This is a genomic window from Oceanithermus desulfurans, assembly GCF_014201675.1.
In the GTDB taxonomy this organism is placed as follows: Bacteria; Deinococcota; Deinococci; order Deinococcales; family Marinithermaceae; genus Oceanithermus; species Oceanithermus desulfurans.
Genome location: NZ_JACHEZ010000004.1, coordinates 151,325 through 175,152, shown reverse-complemented (window position 1 = coordinate 175,152; position 23,828 = coordinate 151,325). Strand labels below are relative to the sequence as shown.

The window sequence follows — 23,828 nt, the reverse complement described above, 5'->3', positions numbered from 1 at the left end:
CGGGAGGCGACGATGCGCGATTTACGGGTTCACGGCATTCACCCCAAGGGTCAGGTTTTCTGGGACACCCCCACCCCCGTGCTGGTCGAGCACGCGCTGGCCAGACAGCAGGGCCAGCTTGCCCACAAGGGACCGCTCGTGGTCGACACCACCCCCTACACCGGGCGCAGTCCCCGGGACAAGTTCATCGTCCGCGAGCCCAGCAGCGACGCGGACATCTGGTGGGGCGAGGTCAACCAGCCCTTCGAACCCGAGGCCTTCGACAACCTCTACGAACGGGTGACGGCGCACCTTTCGGAACGCGACCTCTACGTACAGGACCTCTACGCCGGCGCCAACCCCAAGCACCGCCTGGCCGTGCGGGTGATCACCGAGAGCCCCTGGCACGCGCACTTCGCCCGTAACATGTTCATCCTGCCGCGGCGCTTCCAGCGGGACGACGAGATCGAACCCTTCATGCCCGAGTTCACGGTGGTGCACGCGCCCAGCTTTAAGGCGGTGCCCGAGCGCGACGGCACCCGCAGCGAGGTCTTCGTGCTCGTGCACTTCGCCAAGCGTGTCGTGCTCATCGGCGGCACCCACTACGGCGGGGAGATCAAGAAGTCGATCTTCTCGGTGCTCAACTACCTGATGCCCAAGCAGGGCGTGCTCTCGATGCACTGCTCGGCCAACCTGGGGCGGCGCGGCGACGCCGCAATCTTCTTCGGCCTCTCCGGCACCGGCAAGACCACCCTCTCCACCGATCCCGACCGGCCCCTGATCGGTGACGACGAGCACGGCTGGTCCGACGAAGGGGTCTTCAACTTCGAGGGCGGCTGCTACGCCAAGGTCATCAACCTCACCCCCGACTCGGAACCGCTCGTCTACCAGGCGACGATGATGTTCGAAAGCATCCTCGAGAACGTCGTCGTGAACCCGAACAGCCGCAGGCCCGAGTTCGACGACGGCTCCAAGACCGAGAACACCCGCTCGTCCTACCCGCTCGCCCATCTGGACAACGTCGTCACCAGCAGCATGGGGCCCCACCCCGAGAACATCTTCTTCCTCTCGGCCGACGCCTTCGGGGTGCTGCCGCCAATCGCGCGGCTCACCCCCGAGCAGGCGATGTACTACTTCATCAGCGGCTACACCGCCAAGGTGGCCGGTACCGAACGCGGCGTCACCGAACCCGTGGCCACCTTCTCGGCCTGCTTCGGGGCGCCCTTCCTGCCGCTGCACCCGGCGCGGTACGCCGAGATGCTGCGCGACCGCATCCAGAAGTTCGGTCCCCGCGTCTGGATGGTGAACACCGGCTGGACCGGTGGGCCCTACGGCGTGGGCCGGCGGATGGCCCTGAAGCACACCCGGGCGCTGCTCAGCGCGGCGCTCGAGGGACAGCTCGACGACGTCCCCTACGTCGAGGACCCCGTCTTCGGCTTCCAGGTCCCCACCACCGCGCCCGGAGTACCCAGCGACCTGCTCGTCCCCAAGCAGACCTGGCCCGACCCCGGCGCCTTCGACGAGGCCGCCCGCAAGCTGGCCCGGATGTTCCAGGAGAACTTCGCCAAGTACGCCGACGGCGCCGGCGAAGACGTGCGTAACGCCGGACCGCGGGTCTGAGGCGCTCTTTTCAGATGGGCGCCGCGCGAGGTAAGATGGCGCCAATAGGGACGTTTGCCCTAGGCCCAGTGCTCAAAATGGGCGTGGAGACTCCATGGAGGCCCGTAAGGATATGAAACCGCTCGCGTTTGCCCGTTATGCGTGGGGCCTGCTCGTCTATACCCTGGGCGTCATCGTCTGGGGGGCCTACGTCCGCGCCACCGGCTCGGGCGACGGCTGCGGCCAGCACTGGCCCACCTGTCAGGGCGCGATTCTGCCCGAGATCGAGCACGTCAAGACGATCATCGAGTTTTCCCATCGCATCTCCAGCGGCCTGGCGCTGCTGGGCGTGATCCTCCTCTTCTTCTGGGGACGCCGCCTCTTCGCCAAGGACCACCCCGCGTACTTCGGGGTCACCTTCACGCTGTGGGCCATGATCGTCGAAACCCTGGCGGGGGGTGGCCTCGTCCTCTTCCAGCTGGTCGCCTACAACGACTCGGTGGCGCGCGTCGTCATCATGGCCGTGCACCTGCTGATCACACTGACGCTGCTGGGCGCCATGGCGCTGACCGCCTACTGGGCTTCGGGAGGGCCGCCGCTGCGCCTCCGCAACCAGGGGGCCGTCGGCTGGGCCCTGGGAATCGCCGTGTTGGCCTTCTTCACCCTCGCCGCCAGCGGCGCGGTGACCGCCCTGGCCGACACCCTCTTCCGCGCCCCCAGCTTTTGGGAGGGGGTGAAGCAGGACCTCTCCCCCACGGCCCACTTCCTCGTGCAGCTGCGGGTGCTGCACCCGTTGATCGCGGTTTCGGTGGGCATCTACATCCTGCTGATGACCGGCGTGGTCAGCCGGCTGCGCCCTTCGCCCCGGGTGCGGCAGCTCGGGGTGCTGCTGGTCACCCTGTTCGGCGTCCAGATCCTGATCGGGCTCTGGAACATGTTCTCGAACACCCCCGTTTCGCTGCAGATGCTGCACCTGCTCAGCGCCGACGCCGTCTGGATCGCCTTCGTCCTCTTCGCCGCCGCCGCGCTCGCGAGCGGCATCCAGGCCGCCGAGCAGACCGAGGTGCACCAGCCCTCGCCCCACGAGGGCGGAGCGCGGGCCTCGGTGCGGCACTACATCGCGCTGACCAAGCCGCGCATCATCAGCCTGCTGCTCTTCACCGCGCTGGCAGGCCTCTTCATCGCCGCCGGAGGGTGGCCCGGCTGGAAGCTGCTGCTCGTCGTGCTGCTGGGCGGGTACGCCTCGGCGGGCGCGGCCAACGCCATCAACATGGTCATCGACCGCGACATCGACGCCAAGATGGAGCGCACCCGCGGGCGGCCCACGGTGCAGAACCGGATCTCCTCGGCCGACGCCCTCAAGTTCGCCTTCCTGCTCGCCGCTTTCGCCTTCGTGGTGCTCTGGTGGGGAGCCAACCTGCTGGCGGCCACGCTCTCGCTCGCAGGGCTGATGCACTACGTCCTGATCTACACCCTCTACCTCAAGCGCCGCAGCTGGAGCAACATCGTCATCGGTGGCGCGGCCGGGGCCTTCCCGCCGCTGGTCGGCTGGGCCGCGGTCACCGGCGACCTCAACCTGTTCGCCTGGTACCTGTTCGCGATCGTCTTCTTCTGGACCCCGGTGCACTTCTGGGCCCTGGCCCTGCTGATCAAGGACGACTACGCCCGGGTGGGCGTCCCCATGCTGCCCGTCGTCCTCGGCGACCGGGTCACGGTGATCCAGATCGCCCTCTACGCGGTGCTGACGGCGGTGATTTCGATCATGCCGCTGACGCTGGGGCAGATGGGCTGGATCTACGCCGCCTCGGCGGGTTTCCTGAACCTGGTGCTGCTGGCCCAGAGCCTGATGCTCTACCTGCACCCCCAGCGCCCGCAGGCGCGCCGCCTCTTCTTCTACTCGATGTCCTACCTGGCGCTGCTGTTCCTGGCCATGGCCGTGGACCGCAGCGTACACTTCTAGCGTGAAGCGAACGCTCGCCTACGGTCTACCGCTGCTCGCCCTGAACCTGGCCCGGGCTCACCAGGCCACCACCTTCTCGGACGACCCCACCGGCACCGAGAGCGGCCGCCTGTTGCTGTGGGTGGCCGTCTTCGCCGTGGTTTCGGTGGCCATCATCCTGGGCGCACTCCTCTACGGCCGCCGGCGGGCCCGCTCCGGCGGGGACGCCCTGGACGCGGTGTGGTTCGCGGTCCCGGTCATCCTCGTCGCCGTGGTGGGCCTCCTGGGCGTTCAGAGCATGGTGCAGCTTTTCTCGGGTACGGGCAGGCCCGCCTTCGGCGTCCAGGTGACGGCGCACCGCTACTGGTGGGACTTCGACTACGCCGGCACCCCGGTGCGCCTCAGCAACGAACTGGTGCTCCCCGCGGGGGTGACCGTCGAGCTGCGCTTCACCTCGACCGACGCCTTCCACGCCCTCAGCGTGCCCGAGGTGGGGCTTAGGGCCTCGGCCATACCCGGCCAGAACACCCGCGCCACGGTCCGCTTCAAGAAGCCGGGGAACTACCCCGGCCTGTGCACCGAGCAGTGCGGCCTGGGGGCCAAGCAGCACCGGATGCGGGTGCTGGTGCTCGAGCCCGAGGTCTTCGACCGCTTCCTCACCGCGGCCGCCAACTTCACCCCCCCGGCCCCCGCCACCCCGGAGCTGCGGCGCGGCGCCGAGCTCTTCGGATCGCTCTGCGCCTCCTGCCACACGGTCCGCGGCACCGAGGCCGCGGGCACCACGGGACCGGACCTGACCCTGTTCGGCAACCGCACCACCCTGGGCGCGGCCTCGCTGCCCAACACCCCGGTCAACCTGCGCACCTGGATCCGCGCCGCACCTGACCTGAAGCCGGACGTTCGCATGCCCGCCTTCGCCCAGCTCTCGGACGAGGACCTGGACGCCCTCGTCGCCTACCTGGAAAGCCTGCGCGTCGACGGCTTCGATTTCACCACCCTGCCCCAACCCTGAAACCTGGACCCGGCCGAAAGTAACGCCATACCCATTTGGGGTATGGCGTCGCCATGAGAAATGCGGTAGGCTAGTACGCAGTTTTATGAGGGCTTTTGTCCCTATATGGCGAGTTAGCCACGGAGGAGAACGACCATGCCGCGAATGCTATTAAGCGTGGGCTACCTGTCGCTGGCGGGTGCCGCCTTGGCGCACAACGTCACGATTCTCTCGGACGCCCCGGTCAACCAGGAGATCACCGGCCTGCTCTGGTGGGTGCTGATCTTCGCCGTCATCATCTTCGGCGTCGTCGCCGGAGCGCTGGCCTACACGATCTGGAAGTTCCGCGCCAAGCCGGGCGACAACGAGCTCCCGCCCCAGGTGCACGGCAACGACCGCATGGAGATTATCTGGACGGCCATTCCGCTACTCATCGTGATGGTGCTCTTCGTGCTCACCGCCCAGACGCTGGTGAAGATCAAGCGTCCGGTGGCGGGATCGTTGCCCGTCGAAGCCACAGGCTGGCAGTTCTGGTGGGATTTCCAGTACCCCGACGAGGGGCTGCGCACCGCCGGGGAGCTGGTCATCCCGGTCGGTCAGCCCGTCGAGGTCAAGATCACCTCGGGCGACGTGATTCACTCGTTCTGGCCGCCCAGCCTGACCGGCAAGGCCGACGCGGTGCCCGGAGAGGACAACTACCTGCGCTTCATGGCGACCAAGCCGGGCAACTACTACGGCTACTGCGCCGAGCTCTGCGGGGCCTCGCACGCCAATATGCGCTTCCGCATCCTCGCTCTCGAACGCGAGGACTACAACCGCTTCATCGAGGACTTCAAGGCCTACGAAGCCCCCGCACCCGCGAACGAACAGGCGGCCCGGGGGCAGCAGCTCTTCAACGCCCAGTGCGCCGCCTGCCACACCGTGAAGGGCACGCCCGCACGCGGCGTGATCGGGCCCGACCTCTCCCTCTTCGGCATGCGCACGACGCTGGGGTCGGGGGTCTGGGACAACACCCCGGAGAACCTCAAGCGCTGGATCCAGGATTCGTCGGCGATGAAGCCGAGCTCGAAGATGCCCCCCTTCACCCAGCTCTCGGACACCGATCTTGAGGCGCTCGCGGCCTACCTCTACTCGCTTAAGCTGGACGGCTTCGACTTCGCCCAGCTGCCGCGCTATTAAAGGAGACGATGATGGCTGTACAAGCTCCCGAGGCCCGCACCGCCCGCCCCTCTTGGGGAGCGGTGATCTGGGACCTGCTCACCACCGTCGATCACAAGAAGATCGGCCTGATGTACGCCTTCGTGGCCTTCCTCTCGTTCGCCATCTCGGGCGTGCTCGCCCTGCTCTTCCGCATCCAGCTCTGGGACCCCGCCAACCAGTTCCTGACCGGCAGCGCCTTCAACCAGATGATCACGGTGCACGGCGCGATGATGCTCTTCTTCTTCATCCTGCAGGCGGGGCTCGCCGGCTTCGGCAACTTCCTGGTCCCGCTGATGCTGGGCGAGCGCGACGTCGCCCTCCCGCGCATCAACGCCTTCTCCTTCTGGAGCTTCCTCTTCGCGATCGTGCTGGTCGTCGTCTCGCTCTTCTTCGGCGACGTGCCCCAGGCGGGCTGGACCTTCTACTACCCGCTTTCCACCTCACTGGGTTCCGCCTTCTACATGGCGGCCATCCTGCTGCTGGGCATCTCCTCGCTGCTCAGCAACGCCAACTTCGTGGCCACGATCTACAACCTGCGCATGAAGGGGATGAGCCTGTGGAAGATGCCCATGTACGTCTGGAGCATCTTCGCCGCCAGCATTCTCAACCTCTTCACCCTCGCGGGCCTCACCGCGGCCACCCTGGTCACGCTGCTCGACGTCAAGCTGGGCCTGACCCTCTTCAACCCCGATCTGGGCGGCGACCCGGTGCTGTTCCAGCAGTTCTTCTGGTTCTACTCGCACCCCACGGTCTACGTGATGCTGCTGCCCTACCTGGGCATCCTCGCGGAGATCTCCTCGACGTTCGCGCGTAAGCCGCTCTTCGGCTACAAGGCCATGGTCTACGCGCAGATGGGCATCGTGCTGCTGGGCATGCTCGTCTGGGCGCACCACATGTTCACCGTGGGCCAGTCGGCCATCTTCCAGATCGCCTTCGCCTTCACCACCGCGCTGATCGCGGTGCCCACGGGGGTGAAAATCTTCAACCTGCTGGGCACGCTCTGGGGCGGCAAGCTGGTGATGAAGACGCCGCTTTACTGGGTGCTGGGCTTCATCTTCAACTTCCTGATCGGCGGCATCACCGGGGTGATGCTCTCGATGGTGCCCTTCGACTACCACGCCCAGGACTCGTACTTCGTGGTGGCCCACTTCCACAACGTGCTCATGGCGGGCTCGGGCTTCGGCGCCTTCGCCGGGCTTTACTACTGGTGGCCCAAGTTCACCGGCCGCATGTACGACGACCGCCTGGGCAAGCTGCACTTCTGGCTCTTCCTGGTGGGCTACCTGCTCGTCTTCATGCCCCAGTACGTAATGGGCTTCCTGGGCATGCCGCGGCGCTACTACACCTACCCCGCCGACGTGCCCGGACTGGTCCCCCTCAACCAGATCTCGACGATCGGCGCAGTCGTGCTCACCATAGGCGGCCTCGTCTGGCTCTGGGCAATGTACAAGAGCCTGCGCTCGGGCCCCAAGGCCCCGGCCAATCCCTGGGGCGGCTGGACGCTCGAGTGGGCCACCAGCTCGCCGCCGCCGGCGCACAACTTCGACGTCAAGTTCCCCGAGAAGATCGAATCGGAGCGCCCGCTCTACGACTGGGAACGCGCGGGCCTGAAGCCCGAACCCGTGGATCCGAAGACGATCCATCTGCCCAACTCCTCGTTCTGGCCCGTCTTTACCTCCACGGCGCTGTTCGTGATGTTCTTCGGCATGGCCGCCTTCGACTGGCCCAACGGCTGGATGCTCGCGGGCGCCCTGCTGACGCTGGTCGGACTGGTGGGCTGGGCGCTCGAGCCCGAGTACAGCCACCCGGTGGAGCACCACACCGTCACCGGCAAGAGCCAGGGCTGGATGGGCATGGCCTGGTTCATCACCTCCGAGATCGGCCTCTTCGCCATCCTCATCGCCGGCTACCTCTACCTGCGACTCACCGGCAACGCGGTCCCGCCCGAGGAACGCCCCGCGCTCTGGCTGGCGCTCGTGAACACCTTCTTCCTGGTCTCGTCGAGCTTCGTGGTGCACTCGGCCCACCACGACCTGAAGCACGGCAGGGCCAGCCCCTTCAAGCTGGGCCTGTTGATCACCATCGTGCTGGGCGTCGTCTTCCTGGGCGTGCAGGGGTACGAGTTCGTACTCGCGCACCAGCACCTCCCCTGGACCGAAGACTTGTGGATGGCCGCCTTCTTCACCATCGTCGGCCTGCACGGCCTGCACGTGCTGATCGGGGCCACGGGCCTGAGCCTCGCCTACCTGCAGGCACTCCTCGGCCGGTCCGACGCCAAGAACCACGCCACGCTGGAAGCCGCCGGAATGTACTGGCACCTGGTCGACGCCGTCTGGCTCTTCATCGTCGTGCTCTTCTACGTCTGGTAAGCGGCCCCGCACGCTGCGCGCCCCCCGCGTTCGCGGGGGGCGTAGACTGTGGGTGTGGTGTCCAACGCGGTGCGGTGGCTCGTCTGGGTCTTGTTCCTGGCCGGCGGCGGCGCGCTCGGGGTCTGGCTCGACCTGCGCCTCTGGCCCGCCTGGTGGCACAACCCCTTCTGGCACCTCGTCAGCGCGCTCGCGGGCATCGGGGTGTTCCGCATCGTGCTGACGGTCAGCCGCGTCACCGGGCGCTGGCTGGCGCGCTGCGGGCGGGTCGGCGAGCTGCCGCGAATGGAAACCAACCGGCTGGTGACGGTGGGCCCCTACGCCTGCATGCGCCACCCCATGCACCTGGGGCTGATGCTCTTCCCCCTCGCCTTCGCGCTGGTCCTGGGCTCACCGGCCTTCGTGCTCCTCGTCTGGCCGCTCGAGGTGCTGGCGATCGTGCTGCTGGTCCTGCTCGTCGAGGAGCGCGAGGCGCGGCTGAAGTTCGGCGCCGACTACGCCGCCTACGCGCGGCGGGTGCCGGCGTTCAACCTGGCACCCGCCTGCTTGGCGAAGCTGCTGCAAGACCCGCCGGAACGTCCCGACTGCACGAGCACCTTCCGGCTCGCCGAGAAGTGACCGCCCGGTCAGTCACGGCTATACTGGTTGGGGGGAGGTGCGCATGAACTACCGCAAACTAGGGCAGTACGGCATCAAGGTATCGGAGATCTCGCTGGGGGCCTGGGTCACCTACGGCAACCAGGTGAAGGACCTGGAAACCATCAAGGAGATCACCAAGCTGGCCTACGACGCCGGCGTAAACTTCTTCGACAACGCCGACGTCTACGCGATGGGCGCGGCCGAAGAGCTGATGGGGCAGGTATTGAAGGATTACCCGCGCCACACCCTGGTGATGAGCTCCAAGGTCTTCTGGCCCACCTCGGAGGACGCCAACGGCCGCGGCCTGGGGCGCAAGCACGTGCACGAGTCCATCGACCGCAGCCTCGAGCGGCTGCAGACCGACTACCTGGACCTCTACTTCGCCCACCGCTACGACCCCGAGACGCCCATGGAGGAGATCGTGACCGCGTTTTCCGACCTGGTGAAGGCGGGCAAGATCCTCTACTGGGGCACCAGCGAGTGGCCGGCGGCGCGGATCGCCGAGGCGGTGACCTTTGCCCGCGCCAACGGCTTGGCCGCGCCGGTGGTGGAGCAGCCGCAGTACTCGCTCGTCTACCGCGACCGGGTGGAGAAGGAGATTATTCCCGAGGCCGAGCGCTTCGGCATGGGGCTGGTGGTCTGGAGCCCGCTGGGCCAGGGGGTGCTCACCGGCAAGTACGACGAGGGGCTGCCCGAGGGTTCGCGCCTGGCGCAGTACGAGCAGTTCCGCGAGCGGCTGCTCACCGAAGAAAACCGCGAGCGCGTGAAGAAGCTGAAGGCCGTGGCCGACGAGCTGGGCGTGACCCGCACCCAGCTGGCGCTGGCCTGGGTGCTGCGGCAGGGTCAGGTCTCGAGCGCCATCACCGGCGCCCGCACGCCCGAGCAGCTTCAGGAAAGCCTGGGCGCGGCCGAGCTGCAGCTGACTCCAGAGATCATCGAGAAGATCGACGCCATCTTCCCGCCGGGTCCGGACTGCTACGCCTGAGTGCACGAAGCAACGCATGCCTCCATCCATGGAATAAGCCAGCGGTGGGGGCACTTTTTCGCCGAGCCGGATTGAACACCATCTGAATGGAACTTTCCTCGGCTCTAAGTGCAGGTTCTTCATTTCATTGAAATTTCGCAAAATGCGGCGCGTCGCCTCGATGGACTTTGTCCATCGAGGCGACAAACACGCACTGGCGCGATCCTGAAGACCTTTTAGACTAAAGACATGAAACGACTTCCCCTTCTCTCCCTCCTCGCCCTGGGCGCACTGTTGCTCGGGGCCTGCCAGCAGCAAGAGGACAACCCGGCGCCGGTCAAGCTGACCTGGACGCAGGTGCTGATCACGCCGTACAAGATGGCGCTCGACCAGTACGACACGAATGGCGACTATTTGTTCGCCGCGGTGGAAGAAACGCCACTGGACGGCGACGCCAGCAAGAATTACTTCTCGCTGTGGCGGGTCGACGGGGACGGCACGGTGCTGGGGCCGCAGCCCTTCCCCGACCCCTCGCTGGTGACGGAGCTGGCGGCACAGGGCGAGAGCTGCCCGGCGCCACAAAACCCCCAGCTGGCGGTTTCCCCAACCGGTGAGGCTTTCGTGGCGGCGGCGTTGCGCAACGGTGCGGCTCAGGCCGAGGGGTGTGACACCACCGGAGTTTGGCCGGCCTGGTCGGGGCTCGCGCGCTACGACGTGAACCTGAACCGGCAGGCGTTCGCGCTCCTGAAGGCGTTCGACGGGACCGATCCCTATTACACGGAAGTCATTACGGGCGCCGTCAAGGGAGACGGGCTCTTTGATGGGTACTACCGCCCCGACTACCGGCTGGTGACCAATTACAACTTCTATGCTCGGCTGGCGGCCGACGGCACCCTGACCGCGACGCGGCGACCGGACCCCGAAGACTTCGCTACGCGCCTTGCTCACGCCACCCCCGACGGCGGGCGGGTCGAGGTGCAGGGGGCCCTGGACCGCTTCACCGCCGGTTGGGGCGAGCGGCTGGTGCGCTACGACGCCGCCGGGAACGCCGTTTGGAGCGTGGTGACGACGACGGCCTTCTCGCCCACCATGTACCTCGTGCCCGCAGATGGCGACGTCCTCTTCGTGAGCGGCTACCTCGACGAAGACGCCGACTACCTGGGGGTCCCGGTCCCCAACCCCGGCAGCGAGAAGCGCCACTTCGTGGCCCGCCTCGACGGGGGGCAGCTCAGCTGGCTGCGCTGGATCAGCGACGAAGAAGAGCGCATGGTCCACTCCAGTGGCTTCGCCTACGTCCCCATCGCCTACGACGCCGCCCAGGACGAGCTCTACGCCGCGGCCTGGCAGTACCTGATGGCGCTGGACCCGGCGACGGGAGCGACGCGCTGGATCGTGAATCTTCCCGAGATCACCAGCGGCAGCCCCACGGGCGTCACCGAGTGGGACATCAAGTACCAGCCGCAGAGCTTCGAAGAGCTCTTCGTCGTCGACGGCGGGCTGCTGGCGGTGCTGCCGTCGATCTGGGACACCGACGCCTACGGCCAGCCCACCCCGACGACCCGCTACCGGCCGCTGGTGCTGCGCTTCGACCGGAGGTAGGGGATGCGGTGGGGGTGGGTGGTAGAGGTGGCGATAGGCGCACAGCCTGGCAGCGCGACTAAACTAAGAGCATGTTCCAGGACACCGGGGTGCTCGTCACCGGAGCCGCCCGCGGCATCGGCCGCGCGGTAGCCGAGGCCTTCGCGCGCGAGGGGGCGCAGCTGGCACTCGTGGACGTGGATCCGGGCGGAGAAGCGGCGGCCCGTGCGCTGGGCGCGGTCTTCGTGCCCGCCGACCTGGCCGACGAGGCCGCGCGCGAGCGCGCCTTCGCCGAAGCACGGCGGGCGCTCGGTGGGGTGGACGTGCTCGTCAACAACGCCGCCATCTCCGCGCCGGGCTCGGCGCTCACCGTGCGCCTCGACACCTGGCGGAGGGTGCTCGAGGTCAACCTCACCGCCCCCATGCACCTTTCGGCCCTCTTCGCCCGCGCCCTCCCGAAGGGAGCGGGCGGCGCCATCGTCAACGTGGCCAGCGTGCAGGGCCTCTTCGCCGAGCAGGAGAACGCCGCCTACAACGCCTCCAAGGGGGGACTGGTAAACCTCACCCGCTCGCTGGCGCTCGATCTGGCGCCCCGGGGCGTCCGCGTCAACGCCGTGGCTCCCGGCGCCATCGCCACCGAAGGGGTGCTCGCGGCCATCGCCCGCTCGTCCGACCCCGCGGCCACCCGCCGCGACTGGGAAGACCTGCACGCCCTGCGGCGTCTGGGCCGCCCCGAGGAAGTGGCCGAAGCCGTACTCTTCCTGGCCTCGGAAAAGGCCTCGTTCGTCACCGGGGCGATCCTGCCCGTCGACGGCGGCATGACGGCCAGCTTCATGATGGCCGGTCGTCCGGTGTAGCCCTTTTGCCCCCTACGTGGGGAAGGTCGGCGGGGGCAGGAAGCCCCGCGGCAGGATCGTCTTGCCCTGTTTCTTGGCCTGGTACATGCGGAGGTCCGCGGTGCGCAGCAGGGCCTCGGTGGAACCGGCGTCCTCGGGGTAACTGGCCACCCCCACGCTCACCGCCAGGGGCCGGTCCCCAACGCGCAGTTCCTGGACGGCTTCGGCGTGGCGCAACGCCGCCTGGCGTGCGGCCGCGGTGTCCGCCCGTAAGAGGATGAGGGCGAATTCGTCGCCTCCCCAGCGGAACGCCTGGTCGCCCTCGCGCAGCTGCTCCCGCAGCGCGAAGGCCACCCTGCGCAAGGCCTCGTCGCCGTGTGCGTGGCCTAGCCGGTCGTTGATCTGCTTGAAACCAACCAAGTCGAAAAGTGCCAGGGCGAACGGCTCGCCGTAGCGCCTCGAGGTCGCGAACGCCTGTTCCAGGCGCAGGTCGAAGGAGCGGCGGTTCCAGAGCCCCGTCAGCGGATCCCTGAGCGCGGCTTCTTCCAGCCGCCTGCGGGTGTCCGCCTCATGGAGCAGGGTAGCGACGGGGAGGACGAAGTGGCGAGCCGCTTCGAGCGCGTGGGCGTCGAACTCGCCGCTCAGTTCGAGGAGCGCCAGCAAACGGCCCGCATAGGGTACCGGCAGGATCAAGGACGCCCCCCGATCGAACAGCTTCGGCTGACCCCAGACCGCATCGGCGGCCGCCACCCCGCCGCGGACCGAGTAGAGGTCCGCCGGGTCCCCGGCGACGACGTGAAAACGGTCACCTTCCCGTAGCCAAAGCCGGCCCGAGCGCGCACCCGGCACCGAGACCACCGCCTCGGCCAGCACCTGCTGATAAAGCACGTCGATGGGGCGCTGCGGCGCGGCAAGCAGCAGGTCTTGAATGCGCGCCTCCCGCTCGCGTTCGAACGCGGCTTCGAGCGCCGAGTCCAGGTATTCGGCCACGGCCTTGAGGGCCGCTTCCTCGCCCGGCGCCCAGAGGTCGCCCCGGGCCCACAGGCCAAGCCGCGCGCGCACGTGCTCGAGCGGCAAAAGCGCGAACCGGTGGCGCTCGACCGCGCGAAACCACGGCCGCGCACCACGCGCCGTGCGGGCGCGCCGCACAAGCACCGGAAGGGGTTCGGAGCCGGTCTGCGCCAGGGGCCGCAGCTCCCGCCCGGCGCGCCGCCACAGCACCGCTCCCTCGAGCCGGAGCCGGCCCCGCAACAGCGAGAGGCTTTGGTCCGCAGCCTCCCCCGGCCGGCGGTGCCGGTACCAGATCCGCGAAAGCGCCGCCAGCAGCGTGTCTTTCTCTGCGAAGGCCAGCCGCGAGAGCATGAAGCTGACGGCCCGGGCGAAGCGTTCGAGCCCTTCCCGCTCGGAGGGGTGAAAAGGGCGGTCCCGATCGATGTTGAGCACGGCGACGGGGTGCTCCAGCTCCAGCAGCGGGAGCGCCAGCTCACTGAGGATCGCAAACGACGGCTCGGGGATGAAGTAGGGGTCCGACCGGGTGTCGGGAACATAGAGCGGTTTTCCCGAGGCGAACGCGCGGCCAACCACTCCGGTGCCGGGAATGCGCCGCAAGGTCATGGGGCGGCTGGCATGCAGCAACCGGAACCCCGTGGCGGTCGGGATCCACACCGCCACGTCACCCCCTTCGCCGGCGCTGGCGATGAGTTGGGGAAGTTCGCGCAGCAGCCGGTCGCGACGCTCGAAGCTGGGCAGGTGCTCGAGCGCCTGTACGAGCAAACGGTAGTTCCGCAAGGACACGTCCGACGGTATGTCCAAAGCCCATTTATTCTATCAAGGCCGGGGCTGCCCCAGCGGGGATAGACTGACAAAGGGGTGGTCGCCGTAGCCGGGCCAAACATCTGGCACCTTGCGGGAGTGGAGGTCGAGGTCAAGAACCTCGGCAAAACCTTCTGGCCCAAAGCTGGCTACACCAAGGGCGATCTGCTTCGCTATTACCGTACGGTCGCTCCCTACCTCGTGCCCTACCTGCGCGGACGTCCGCTAACCCTCAAACTATGCCCCGACGGCGTCAGCGCCGGTTGCTACTACCGCCGCAAGTTGCCCGGCTACGCACCCGGCTGGTTTCCGAAGGTGCTTTACAACCCTAAAACCAAGAGCGGGCAGGTGCCCCTGATTCTGGTCGAGAACGAGGCCCATTTGATCTGGCTGGCCAACCAGGCAGCTGTGGAGTTCCACGTATGGGCCAGCACCGAACCCGACCTCGCCCACCCCACCTGGCTCGTACTCGATCTGGACCCTGGTGACGCCACCGACTTCGGGACGGTGCTGGAGGCGGCCCTTCACGTTCGGGCGGAGTTGGCCCGTATCGGGCTTACCGGCTGGCCCAAGACCAGCGGAGGTCGGGGGATACACGTCCTCGTCCCCCTGGAAACAGGACGCTACACCCACGCCCAGGTGCGCGCCTGGGCCAAAGCCTTCGCCCTGCGGCTGGCGGAACGCTCGCGTGGTCTGCTGCGGCTGCCCCACGGGGCCACCCACCTTGGCGAAGGCGTTTTCGTGGACTACGCCCAGAACGGCTACGGGCGCAACACCGCCGCCCCTTACAGCGTGCGCGCCCGGCCCGGGGCCCCGGTGAGCACGCCGCTCACCTGGAATGAGGTCGAGCAGGGCGGCTTCGGCCCTGCGGACTTCCATCTGGGGAACGTCCCCGGACGTCTGAGCGAACAGGGTGACCTGTTCGCACCCGTGCGCGAGTACAGCCAAGCGCTGCCACCGCTCAAATGACCCGGCTATTTGAAGAACAATGCGGCTGCGTCAGCCAGTACGGCGAAGACCACCCCCAAGACCGCGGCCACGTTGACCCACAAAGGGTTGCGCCGCCCGGTGAGGCGGACGTCGTTTGACAAAAAGAGCAGCACCATGAGCATCAACGGTAGCAGCACGCCGTCGAAGACCTGGCTGTAGTAGAGTGCCTGCGCCGGGTTGAAGTGAGGAAGGAGCGCGATCAGACCGGCCAATACCAAACCGCCGACGAAAACCACGTAGAACCCTCTGGCGCGGGCCGGTCCCGCGCCCATGCCCTCGGGCCAGCCCATCCACTCGGCCACCGCGTAGGCGGTGGCTCCCGAAAGGGTGGGCAGGGCCAACAAACCCGAGGCGATGAACCCCGCTATGAAAAACCCGTAGCCCAGCCGCCCCAAAGGTGAAAGCGCCCGGGCGGCATCTTCAACGGTCTGCACCTGAGCACCCGTAGCATGGAGCACCGCAGCAGAGGCGACAACGATGGCCGCAGCGATCAGGTTCGAGTAAAGCATGCCCGGCCAGGTGTCCGCGAGACTCTGATCCTCACTGGCAACGATACCCGCCTGAATTTCCTCCAGCTCCTCACCGGCTTGCCAAAACATCATGTAGGGAGAAATCGTGGTGCCCAATAACCCGAGTGCGGCAATCATCCAAGCGTTGCTTGCTTCCAGTTGAGGAAGAAAACCAAGGGCTACCTGAACCGCGTCTGGCCTGGCCACCCACGCGGCCACGAAGTAGGCGAGCAACGCGGCCGTGAGGAACGCCAGCACCTGTTTGACCCGTTGGTATCCTTCCAACAACAGCAAAGAGAGTAGAGCGAGGACGGGCAGTACCCATACCTCCCATCGCACGCCGCTGAACATGGACAGCGCTACGGCTACCCCGGCGGTGTCGGCGGCGATGGTGGCCATGTTGGCCAACAGCAGGAAAAAGACCACGGCACCCGACGGTATGCGGCCGTAGCGACCCGCGAGCACGCTGGTCAAACCTTTTCCGCTGGCGAGGGCCACTTTGGCGGCCATGGTGGTGGCTGCCGCCAGCATGGGGGTGGTGAGCAACAGCAACCATAGCTGGGTGAAACCGGTGGTCGCGCCTACGACCGTGTAGGTAATCACCCCGGCCGGGTCATCGCCCGCTCCACCGGTGATCAGGGCCGGAAGCTCGCGCTCGAGCTGCTGGCTGGGTTTAGGCATATGGCCTACCGTAAATGCGGTTATAGAGCGCGGCCAAAACCCCGATTACCACGTACAGACCTAAGATGATCGTCAGCTCTTTGGGGTTGTGGACCGCCAGATAGGCTGCGATGGCCAGTACGGTAGCCAGCATCAGGGCCAGCCCCAATAGCGCAACCCAAAGGTTAGCGCCGGTGCGCGCCCGCAACTTAATGTTCGCAAGCGAAACTCCAATGGATACGAGCAGAAAGGTCATGCTCGAGAACTCGGCGATCACGCTGAGCGACCCCAGCAGGGTGAATACCCCGGCGAGTACGGTCATGACCACGACCGCAAGCCAGGGAACGCCTCTGCGGTCCCTCAGGTCGAACTCACGCGGCATCATTCCCCTGCTCCCCATTTCGGCCATCATGCGGCTGGCGCCGAAAAGGGTCGAGTTGATGGCCGAACTGGTCGCCATCAACGCGGCCAGGCCAATCAGTACCCGGCCGGCGTTCCCCAAAAGCGGCCGCGCCACCTCGGCGAGCGCGTACTCCTTGGCCTGGACGATCTGATCCATGCTCATCGTACCCACGGCCACCACCGCGAGCAGGAGGTAGATCAATCCGGTGATGAGGATCGAGCCGTAGATACCCCGGGGCACGTCGCGATCGGGATTCTCGGTCTCGGCCACCGCATTGGTGATCAGCTGAAAACCTTCGTAGGCCACGAAGATGACCGCCGCCCCCAAGAACAAACCTCCCGTACCCTGGTCGAAGAGCGGCAGGAAACGTCCGGGCTGCACGCGCGCCAACCCGATGATTGCAAAGAGACCGAGGATGGCGATCTTCGTATAAACGATCAGGTCTTCGGTTACGCCGGCGCTCTTCACGCCCTCGAGGTTGACGAACATAAAGAAGAGCAGCACGCTGAGCGAAAGCCAGATGCGGACGGTTTCGTTTCCGGCGCTGCCCAGCAAGTCGGCGCCGTAAGCGCCGAAGGTAAACGCGTAGAGCGCGAGCGTGCCGATGTAGCCCATGATGACCGTCCATCCCTCGATACCGGCTATCCACGGCTGTTCGGGCCAGCCGCGCAACAGATAGGTATAGCTGGCGCCGTCGTCGCGAAAGGTGAGCGCCAAACGAACATAGTGATAACCTGCGGCCAAAGCGATGAGCATGTCGATCACGAAGGACAGCGGCGCGGCGTGCCCGGAAAGGCTGACCGCGATACCCAGCACCGAGAAGATGCCGCCGCCGATCATGCCGCCGACGCCCATGGCGATCAATTCGCGAAGACCCAGTTTTTCGGTTACGTTTCGGTGCACGGCGCAGCCCCCTTTAGCGCTTCGAGCAGAGCGCGGTCACTCTTGTAGTTTAGTTTCCTAACGGCCTCGGCCAGCGGAAACCAGGCGGTGGCGCTGACCTCGCGGTCGTGTTCGCCCGCCTTGCGCAGGGGGCGCATGAGGAACCAGTCGACGCGCTTCTTGACCTTCTGCCCCTCGCGTACGAACCAGTAGGTGCTGGGCTCGAGCGGCCGCACGATCTCGGCGGCGTAGCCCGTCTCCTCGCGCACCTCGCGCAGCGCCGCGTCCTCGGGTCGCTCGCCGGGCTCGATCAGCCCCTTGGGCAGCGTCCAGACGGGCTCGCCCTTCAGGTTGGTGGTGCGGATGAGCAGCACCCGGCAGGCCTCGTCGAGCAAGACGCCGCCGGCGGAGTGTTCGAAGCGTACCCGGCTCACGCGTCCTCCAGCATCCCCCGGAAGGTCAGGGCGTTGTCCGGCGCAGCGGCCTCGGGATCGTTGTTGAAGTAGGCGTAGACGACCTCCGCCGAACCCGCCTGCACCCGCCGCGCCCAAACGGCCAGCTCCTCTTCGCGGTAACGGTAGCGGTACCAGGCGGTGCGGCCGTGGAAGCGTAGGTAGGCCCGGCCCGCGGTTTCGACGTAGTCGTCGGGCAGATCGGGGGCGCTCACGCTGGCGAAGATGGCGCCCGCGTCGTCCAGGGCGCGGTAGACCTCTTCCCGCCACCAGCTGGGGTGGCGGAACTCGAGCGCGTTGGCGAACGCCGGGTCGAGCGGCGCCAGCACCCGCTCCAGGTTCTCCGGGCTGTAGTGAAGGCTGGGCGGGAGCTGGAAGAGCACCGCCCCCAGATGGCCCTCCAGCGTACGCAGCACCGCGTACAGCTTGGCCACGCTGGCGGGCTCTTTCATGCGCTCGATGTGGGTGATGCGCCGCGGGGCCTTGACCGTGAAGCGGAAGTTCTCGGGCGCCTTCTTCAGCCAGCGCTTCACCGTGGCCTCGGTGGGGAAGCGGTAGAAGGTGCTGTTCATCTCCACGGTGTCGAAGCGCCGGGCGTAGAACTCGAACCAGCGGCTGGGCGGGGCGTCCTCGGGGTAGAAGCGGCCGCGCCAGCCCCAGTAGAAATAACCGGAACAGCCCACCCAGACCCGTTTTCCCATACCTCTAGTCTAGGGCGTATGCTGGGGGACAAATGGTGAACCGCCTCATCGAAACCCTGACGGCGGACAAGGTCAGCGCCCGCCCCTCCGACCTCGAAGCCCACGGCCGCGACGAGGGCTACCCCGAAACCGCCCTGCCCGAGGCGGTCGTCTTCGCTGAAAGCCCCGAGGACGTGAGCCGGACCCTGCAGCTGGCGCGCGAACTCGGCTACGCGGTCATCCCCTTCGGCGCGGGCACGAGCATCGAGGGGGCGCTCGTTCCGGTAAAGCCGACGATCAGCCTCGACCTCGGCCGCATGAACCGGATCCTCGAGGTGCGCCCGGGCGACTTCCTGGCCGTGGTCGAGGCCGGGGTGACGCGCAAGCAGCTGAACGAGCGGCTGCGCCGCGAGGGGCTCTTCTTCCCGGTCGACCCGGGGGCCGACGCCAGCCTGGGCGGCATGGCCGCCACCAACGCCTCGGGCACCACCACGGTGCGCTACGGCGGCATGCGGCGGAACGTGCTGGCGCTGGAGGCGGTGATGGCCAGCGGCGAGGTGGTGCGCTTCGGCCGGCCGGTGCAGAAGAGCTCGAGCGGCTACGACCTCAAGGACCTGCTCATCGGCAGCGAGGGCACGCTGGGCGTCATCACCAAGCTGTGGCTCCGGCTTTCGCCCCTGCCCGCCGAGGTGCACACCGTGCGCGTCTACTTCGAGAACGTGGGCGCCGCGGCCGAGGGGGCCTTCGCGCTCATGGGCGCGGGGCTGCCGGTGGCGCGGCTGGAGCTGGTGGACGAACGCGCCGTCGCCGCGGTGAACCGCCACCTGGGCCGCAACTACCCCGAGCGGCCGCTGCTGCTGGTGGAGTTCCACTCCTCCACCCCCGAGGCCGTCCAGGCCGAGAGCGCCTTCGCCGAGGAACTCCTGCGCGAGGCCGGGGCCACCGGCTTCGACGCCGCCCGTACGCCCGAGGAGCGCACCGCCCAGTGGGAGGCGCGCCATCAGGCCTACTGGGCCCTGGTGCACACCTTCCCCGGACGGCACTACATGATCACCGACACCGCGGTGCCGCTTTCGGAGATGCCGGGGATGGTGCGCTACGCCCAGGAGCTGATGGACGAGCTGGGGCTCGAGGGCAACATCCTGGGCCACGTGGGCGACGGCAACTTCCACACCATCGTGGCCGCCCGTCCCGGCGACGAGTACGCCCGCGCCGAGGCCTTCAGCGCCCGGCTGGTGGAGCGGGCGCTCGAGCTGGGGGGCACGGCCACCGGCGAGCACGGCGTGGGGCTGCGCAAGCGAAAGTACATGGCCCGCGAGCACGGCCCGGCGCTCGGTTGGATGCGCCGCGTCAAGGCCGCCTTCGACCCCGAAAACGTACTCAACCCCGGCAAGGTGCTGCCGGAGTAGCGCCCCGCGGCGGTCGCCCCGCCTTGGGGCCGCGAAGGACCCGGTCGCCCCCGGGCGGCGTGCGTTGCTGGCAACAGGAACAGTTTTCGTTATTATCTACTGTATTCCGACCGGATTACTTGACTTTACGCAAGGTCTTCGCTAGACTCGCTCGTGGAAGTGCCGCCCCGGGGCTCCGAGAGGAGGAATGTTCATGCGAAGACTTTACGGACTCTTGTGGTTGCTCCTGGCGTTCAGCCTGCCCGCTATGGCCCAGCCGCTGGTGATCTATTCGGGGCGTTCGAAGGCCCTGGTCGAGCCGCTGGTCAAGCGGTTCGAAGCCAAGACCGGGGTCAGGGTCAAGGTACGTTACGGAAAAGACGCCCAGCTGCTGGCCGTCCTGCAAGAAGAGGGGGCACGCAGCCCCGCCGATCTTTTCTGGGCCAACACCTCCGGCGCCCTCAGCGAAGCCGCGCGCCGGGACCTGCTGGCGCGCCTGCCCGACGATCTGCTGCAGCTGCCCGCCCGCTTCGTACCCCAAGACGGCCGGTGGGTCCCCGTCACCGTTCGTTTCCGGGTGCTCGCGTACAACCCCGAGCGGGTGGATCCCGGAACGCTGCCGCGCTCGGTGCTCGACCTTCCGGGCGTGGAAAGCCTCAAGGGGCGTATCGGCTGGACGCCGGCGTACTCGAGCTTCCAGGACTTCGTCACCGCGCTGCGGAAGCTGGAAGGCGACCCGGCCGCCCGCGCCTGGTTGGAGGGCATGAAAGCCCTGCAGCCCAAGGCCTACGCCTCCAACACCCCCATGCTCCTGGCCCTGGCGTCCGGGGAAATCGACGTCGCCCTCACCAACCACTACTACGTCTACAGGCTCCAGCGCGGCGGGGCCGAAGGCGAATACGAAGGACCGGAGGAGGAAGAGGAAGAAGAGGAAAACGAGGCGTCGCCCGCAGTCCGCGACCTACCGCTCGACATGTACCACTTCGCTCCGGGCGACGTGGGCAACCTGGCCCTCGTCACCGGCGCAGGCGTCCTCCAGCGCAGCAAGAACCGCGACCTGGCCCTCGCCTTCCTCCGCTACCTGCTTTCGAGCGACGCGCAGGAATACACCGCGGAGTCGGTCTACGAGTATCCGGTCGTCTCCGGGGTGCGCACCCCGGACTTCATGCTGCCCGTCCGCGAGGCACTGGAGCTGAGCCCGGAGCCCGACTTCGGCCGGCTCGAGGACCTGAACGGCACCCTCAACCTGCTAAGAGAGCTCGACCTGCTCTAGCCACCCGCGGCCGCCCGAGGGCGTTCCCCGGGCGGCCGCCACCCTGCACCGAGCCCGCCATGAAGACACCCGACGCGAACGCCGCAGGCCCCCAACGATGAAGCGCGCGCCCTTCTACCTGCTGCTGCCGGGTTTCGTCACCCTGGCCGCCGTGGGCGTTCCCCTCGCCTACCTGGTGCTCCGGGCCCTGGAAGCCGACCCGCAGACGCTCGCCGGGGTCGTCTTCCGGCCCCGGAACTTTGCGCTGCTCGCCAGCACCCTGCAGCTCACCGTCGGCGTGCTGGTCGTCGCCTTGCTGCTGGCCCTCCCCCTCGCCTGGCTCACCACCCGCACCGACCTGCCGGCGGGGCGGCTGGCCTCCCTCATCGGCGTGCTGCCCCTGGCGGTGCCGGGCTACGTCACCGCCTACGCACTGCTTTCGCTCGGAGGGCCTTACGGCCTCGGCGCCCGGGTTCTGGGCGTGCCCCTGCCCCACCTCAACGGTTATCTGGGGGCGTTGATCGCGCTTTCGCTCTACACCTACCCGTACTTCTATATGAACCTACGCAGCGCCTTCCTGCGTCTCGACCCCGCGCTCGAAGAGGCCGCCCGCGCCCTCGGCCACCCGCCGCTCAGCGTCTTCCGGCGCGTGGTGCTGCCCCAGCTGGTGCCGGCCTTTACCGCGGGCGGTCTGCTCGTCGCCCTGCACGTCTTCGCGGACTTCGGCGTGGTGAGCCTGATGCGCTACCCTACGTTCAGCTACGCCATCTACCTGCAGTACAGCACCGCCTACGACCGCGTCGGCGCCGCATGGCTGGCGCTTTGGCTGCTTACCCTCACGGCTACGCTGCTCTTCTTCGAAGCCCGGGTCGCGCGCGACGCCGCGGCGCGGACGCAGAAACGACCGCCGCCTAAGCTTCGCCTTGGTCGGCTGCGCCCCCTCGCCCAGGCCTACCTGGTCGGGCTTTACACGCTCAGCGTGGGGCTCCCGCTCTCGGCGCTGCTCTACTGGGCGCGCGCGGGTTTTGCGCGCATCGAGCGGGCGGACCTTCTCGAGGCGCTGGCCCGGTCCGTGCTCGCCAGCGCGCCCGCGGCCGTCTTCGCCCTCGCCCTGGCCCTTCCCCTGGCCTACCTGGGGGTTCGCTACGCCCGCGGTGCGGCCCGCACGCTGGAACGCGCCGCCTACCTGGGCTACGCCGTACCGCCGCTGGTCCTGGCCCTGGCCCTCGTTTTCTTCACGCTCAAGGCCGTGCCCTGGCTCTACCAGACCCTCTTCGTCCTGGTCTATGCCTACACCTTCCACTTCCTGGCGGAGGCGTTGAGCCCGCTGCGCGCGGCGCTCAGCCAGGTCCCGGCCGCCGTGGAGGAGGCGGCCCGCGCCCTCGGCTCGCGGACCCCCGCCGTCTTCGTCCGAATCCTCCTGCCGTTGCTGCGTCCGGGGCTCGCTAGCGGCGGCATTCTGGTCTTTCTCTCGACCCTGAAGGAACTGCCCCTCACGCTGCTCCTGGCGCCGATCGGATACGACACCCTGGCGATCAACGTATGGAGCTACACCCAGGAAGCCATGTTTGCGGAAGCCGCGCCCTATGCGCTTACGCTTCTCGCCGGCGGGGCGGTCTTCGCGGGCCTGCTCCTGGGTAGCGAAGGAGGGCGACGATGAAACTTCTGCGCGTCGTCGACGTGAGCAAACGTTTCGACGGTCAGCCGGTGGTGCGCCACCTGCGGTTCGAGCTCGAGCCGGGCGAGATCCTGGCCGTCCTCGGACCTTCGGGTAGCGGCAAGACCACCATGCTCCGTCTCATCGCGGGCTTCGAGCGGGTGGACCGGGGGGAGGTCTGGCTGCAGGAAAAGCAGTTGAGCGGCTCCGGCCGGCACGTTCCGCCCGAGGCGCGCGGGATCGGATTCGTCTTTCAGGACTACGCACTCTTCCCCCACCTCGACGTACTCGGGAACGTCACCTTCGGTCTGACGCGGCTCGGCGCCGCCGAGCGCCGCCGGCGCGCCGAAGAGGTGCTCGATCTGGTCGGGTTGAAGCTGTTCCGCCGCCGTCGCCCGCACGAGCTATCCGGCGGCCAGCAGCAACGGGTGGCCCTGGCGCGGGCGCTGGCCCCCGAGCCCAGGCTCATCCTCCTCGACGAACCCTTCTCCAGCCTCGACGCCGGGCTGCGCGAGAGCACGCGCGACGACGTGCGCGCGATCCTCAAGCAAGCCGGCATCGGGGCCGTCCTGGTCACCCACGACCAGGAAGAGGCGCTCTCCTTTGCCGACCGCGTCGCCGTCGTCCGTGACGGCGCGATCGAACAGCTGGGGCCTCCCGAGGAGGTGTACCACTCCCCCACCACGCCTTTTGTGGCCAGCTTTCTGGGACACACCAACCTGATCCCGGGCCAGGCCCGGGGAAGGGTCGCCGACACGCCCCTGGGAACGCTACCCATCAGCAAAGAAGCGCAGGGCCGCGTGCTCCTCTCGCTCCGCCCCGAACACCTCGAGCTCCTGCCCCCCGGACACGCAGGACTCGAGGGAAGCATCGTCAAGCGCGGCTTCAAAGGCCACGACCTGACCTTCGAGGTGGCGACCCCGCAGGGCCGCTTCAGGGTGCAAACCGATTACCGGGCCCCCTGGGGGGTTGGCGACGAGGTGGTCGTCCGCCCCCGGGAGGCTGCGGTGGTGCTGGACTCGAGCCCGTCCGCTACCGCTTCCGTCTGAGCC

19 protein-coding genes are annotated in these 23,828 nt (G+C 67.6%); 14 read left to right on the top strand and 5 right to left on the bottom strand.

What is annotated here, in order from left to right:
- The first annotated feature begins 12 nt into the window (after window positions 1-12).
- From pckA to HNQ05_RS06425, 9 genes are all read left to right on the top strand, one after another.
- Entirely contained in the window at window positions 13-1,599 is a 1,587-nt protein-coding gene (pckA, locus tag HNQ05_RS06465) for a phosphoenolpyruvate carboxykinase (ATP) (protein WP_147148624.1), read from the top strand.
- Between the two features lie 112 nt (window positions 1,600-1,711).
- Complete coding sequence (locus HNQ05_RS06460; RefSeq protein ID WP_147148622.1) at window positions 1,712-3,538, top strand: heme o synthase; 1,827 nt, start codon at window positions 1,712-1,714, stop codon at window positions 3,536-3,538.
- A gap of 1 nt (window position 3,539) precedes the next feature.
- The gene (locus HNQ05_RS06455) at window positions 3,540-4,529 is read left to right on the top strand and encodes a c-type cytochrome (protein WP_147148620.1); all 990 of its coding nucleotides are present in this window, start codon (window positions 3,540-3,542) and stop codon (window positions 4,527-4,529) included.
- A 135-nt stretch (window positions 4,530-4,664) separates the two neighbouring features.
- On the top strand, window positions 4,665-5,687 hold the full coding sequence (gene coxB, locus HNQ05_RS06450; RefSeq protein WP_147148618.1) for a cytochrome c oxidase subunit II: 1,023 nt from the start codon (window positions 4,665-4,667) through the stop codon (window positions 5,685-5,687).
- An 11-nt stretch (window positions 5,688-5,698) separates the two neighbouring features.
- Window positions 5,699-8,077: a cbb3-type cytochrome c oxidase subunit I gene (locus HNQ05_RS06445; RefSeq protein ID WP_147148616.1), complete on the top strand. Its 2,379-nt coding sequence runs from the start codon at window positions 5,699-5,701 to the stop codon at window positions 8,075-8,077.
- Window positions 8,078-8,131: 54 nt separating this feature from the next.
- Entirely contained in the window at window positions 8,132-8,692 is a 561-nt protein-coding gene (locus HNQ05_RS06440) for a methyltransferase family protein (protein WP_183677673.1), read from the top strand.
- Between the two features lie 43 nt (window positions 8,693-8,735).
- Complete coding sequence (locus HNQ05_RS06435; protein ID WP_147148612.1) at window positions 8,736-9,698, top strand: aldo/keto reductase family protein; 963 nt, start codon at window positions 8,736-8,738, stop codon at window positions 9,696-9,698.
- Window positions 9,699-9,926: 228 nt separating this feature from the next.
- Window positions 9,927-11,276: a hypothetical protein gene (locus HNQ05_RS06430; RefSeq protein WP_147148610.1), complete on the top strand. Its 1,350-nt coding sequence runs from the start codon at window positions 9,927-9,929 to the stop codon at window positions 11,274-11,276.
- 71 nt (window positions 11,277-11,347) lie between these two features.
- Complete coding sequence (locus HNQ05_RS06425; RefSeq protein WP_147148607.1) at window positions 11,348-12,112, top strand: SDR family NAD(P)-dependent oxidoreductase; 765 nt, start codon at window positions 11,348-11,350, stop codon at window positions 12,110-12,112.
- A 12-nt stretch (window positions 12,113-12,124) separates the two neighbouring features.
- Here HNQ05_RS06425 and HNQ05_RS06420 read toward each other — a convergent pair whose 3' ends face one another.
- Entirely contained in the window at window positions 12,125-13,885 is a 1,761-nt protein-coding gene (locus tag HNQ05_RS06420) for a sensor domain-containing diguanylate cyclase (RefSeq protein WP_183677671.1), read from the bottom strand.
- Window positions 13,886-13,960: 75 nt separating this feature from the next.
- Between HNQ05_RS06420 and ligD the strand changes: the two genes are divergently transcribed.
- Window positions 13,961-14,872 carry a non-homologous end-joining DNA ligase gene (gene ligD, locus HNQ05_RS06415; protein ID WP_147148604.1) on the top strand — a complete coding sequence of 304 codons (912 nt, stop codon included), beginning with the start codon at window positions 13,961-13,963 and terminating at the stop codon, window positions 14,870-14,872.
- Between the two features lie 5 nt (window positions 14,873-14,877).
- Here ligD and HNQ05_RS06410 read toward each other — a convergent pair whose 3' ends face one another.
- Genes HNQ05_RS06410 through HNQ05_RS06395 form a run of 4 tightly spaced genes read right to left on the bottom strand, consistent with a single transcriptional unit; the run spans window position 14,878 to window position 18,500 of the window.
- Complete coding sequence (locus tag HNQ05_RS06410; RefSeq protein ID WP_147148602.1) at window positions 14,878-16,083, bottom strand: NRAMP family divalent metal transporter; 1,206 nt, start codon at window positions 16,081-16,083, stop codon at window positions 14,878-14,880.
- Window positions 16,076-17,368, bottom strand: a complete 1,293-nt coding sequence (locus HNQ05_RS06405; protein ID WP_147148600.1) for an APC family permease — start codon at window positions 17,366-17,368, stop codon at window positions 16,076-16,078. Before HNQ05_RS06405 ends, HNQ05_RS06410 begins: the two co-directional genes overlap by 8 nt.
- The gene (locus tag HNQ05_RS06400; protein WP_183677669.1) at window positions 17,353-17,781 is read right to left on the bottom strand and encodes an NUDIX hydrolase; all 429 of its coding nucleotides are present in this window, start codon (window positions 17,779-17,781) and stop codon (window positions 17,353-17,355) included. The genes HNQ05_RS06405 and HNQ05_RS06400 overlap by 16 nt, the downstream gene beginning before the upstream one ends.
- Window positions 17,778-18,500 carry a DUF72 domain-containing protein gene (locus tag HNQ05_RS06395; protein WP_147148596.1) on the bottom strand — a complete coding sequence of 241 codons (723 nt, stop codon included), beginning with the start codon at window positions 18,498-18,500 and terminating at the stop codon, window positions 17,778-17,780. Before HNQ05_RS06395 ends, HNQ05_RS06400 begins: the two co-directional genes overlap by 4 nt.
- A 32-nt stretch (window positions 18,501-18,532) precedes the next feature.
- Between HNQ05_RS06395 and HNQ05_RS06390 the strand changes: the two genes are divergently transcribed.
- The 4 genes from HNQ05_RS06390 (at window position 18,533) to HNQ05_RS06375 (ending at window position 23,825) form a co-directional block, all read left to right on the top strand.
- Window positions 18,533-19,888 carry an FAD-binding oxidoreductase gene (locus HNQ05_RS06390; protein ID WP_147148594.1) on the top strand — a complete coding sequence of 452 codons (1,356 nt, stop codon included), beginning with the start codon at window positions 18,533-18,535 and terminating at the stop codon, window positions 19,886-19,888.
- 193 nt (window positions 19,889-20,081) lie between these two features.
- On the top strand, window positions 20,082-21,140 hold the full coding sequence (locus HNQ05_RS06385) for an iron ABC transporter substrate-binding protein (RefSeq protein WP_147148592.1): 1,059 nt from the start codon (window positions 20,082-20,084) through the stop codon (window positions 21,138-21,140).
- 97 nt (window positions 21,141-21,237) lie between these two features.
- Window positions 21,238-22,779, top strand: coding sequence for an ABC transporter permease (locus tag HNQ05_RS06380; protein ID WP_183677667.1), 1,542 nt, complete (start codon window positions 21,238-21,240; stop codon window positions 22,777-22,779).
- Window positions 22,776-23,825 (top strand): ABC transporter ATP-binding protein, encoded by a 1,050-nt coding sequence (locus HNQ05_RS06375; protein ID WP_147147089.1) that lies wholly within the window; start codon window positions 22,776-22,778, stop codon window positions 23,823-23,825. Before HNQ05_RS06380 ends, HNQ05_RS06375 begins: the two co-directional genes overlap by 4 nt.
- The last annotated feature ends 3 nt before the right edge of the window (window positions 23,826-23,828 follow it).

What these genes read in the sequence shown, in the direction of transcription:
- pckA (WP_147148624.1), top strand. Translation starts at nt 13, where the DNA reads ATGCGCGATTTACGGGTTCACGGCATTCACCCCAAGGGTCAGGTTTTC.
- HNQ05_RS06390 (WP_147148594.1), top strand. Translation starts at nt 18,533, where the DNA reads ATGGTGAACCGCCTCATCGAAACCCTGACGGCGGACAAGGTCAGCGCC.
- HNQ05_RS06395 (WP_147148596.1), bottom strand. Translation starts at nt 18,500, where the DNA reads ATGGGAAAACGGGTCTGGGTGGGCTGTTCCGGTTATTTCTACTGGGGC.
- HNQ05_RS06380 (WP_183677667.1), top strand. Translation starts at nt 21,238, where the DNA reads ATGAAGCGCGCGCCCTTCTACCTGCTGCTGCCGGGTTTCGTCACCCTG.
- HNQ05_RS06445 (WP_147148616.1), top strand. Translation starts at nt 5,699, where the DNA reads ATGGCTGTACAAGCTCCCGAGGCCCGCACCGCCCGCCCCTCTTGGGGA.
- HNQ05_RS06435 (WP_147148612.1), top strand. Translation starts at nt 8,736, where the DNA reads ATGAACTACCGCAAACTAGGGCAGTACGGCATCAAGGTATCGGAGATC.
- HNQ05_RS06385 (WP_147148592.1), top strand. Translation starts at nt 20,082, where the DNA reads ATGCGAAGACTTTACGGACTCTTGTGGTTGCTCCTGGCGTTCAGCCTG.
- HNQ05_RS06430 (WP_147148610.1), top strand. Translation starts at nt 9,927, where the DNA reads ATGAAACGACTTCCCCTTCTCTCCCTCCTCGCCCTGGGCGCACTGTTG.
- HNQ05_RS06460 (WP_147148622.1), top strand. Translation starts at nt 1,712, where the DNA reads ATGAAACCGCTCGCGTTTGCCCGTTATGCGTGGGGCCTGCTCGTCTAT.
- HNQ05_RS06410 (WP_147148602.1), bottom strand. Translation starts at nt 16,083, where the DNA reads ATGCCTAAACCCAGCCAGCAGCTCGAGCGCGAGCTTCCGGCCCTGATC.
- HNQ05_RS06425 (WP_147148607.1), top strand. Translation starts at nt 11,348, where the DNA reads ATGTTCCAGGACACCGGGGTGCTCGTCACCGGAGCCGCCCGCGGCATC.
- HNQ05_RS06375 (WP_147147089.1), top strand. Translation starts at nt 22,776, where the DNA reads ATGAAACTTCTGCGCGTCGTCGACGTGAGCAAACGTTTCGACGGTCAG.
- coxB (WP_147148618.1), top strand. Translation starts at nt 4,665, where the DNA reads ATGCCGCGAATGCTATTAAGCGTGGGCTACCTGTCGCTGGCGGGTGCC.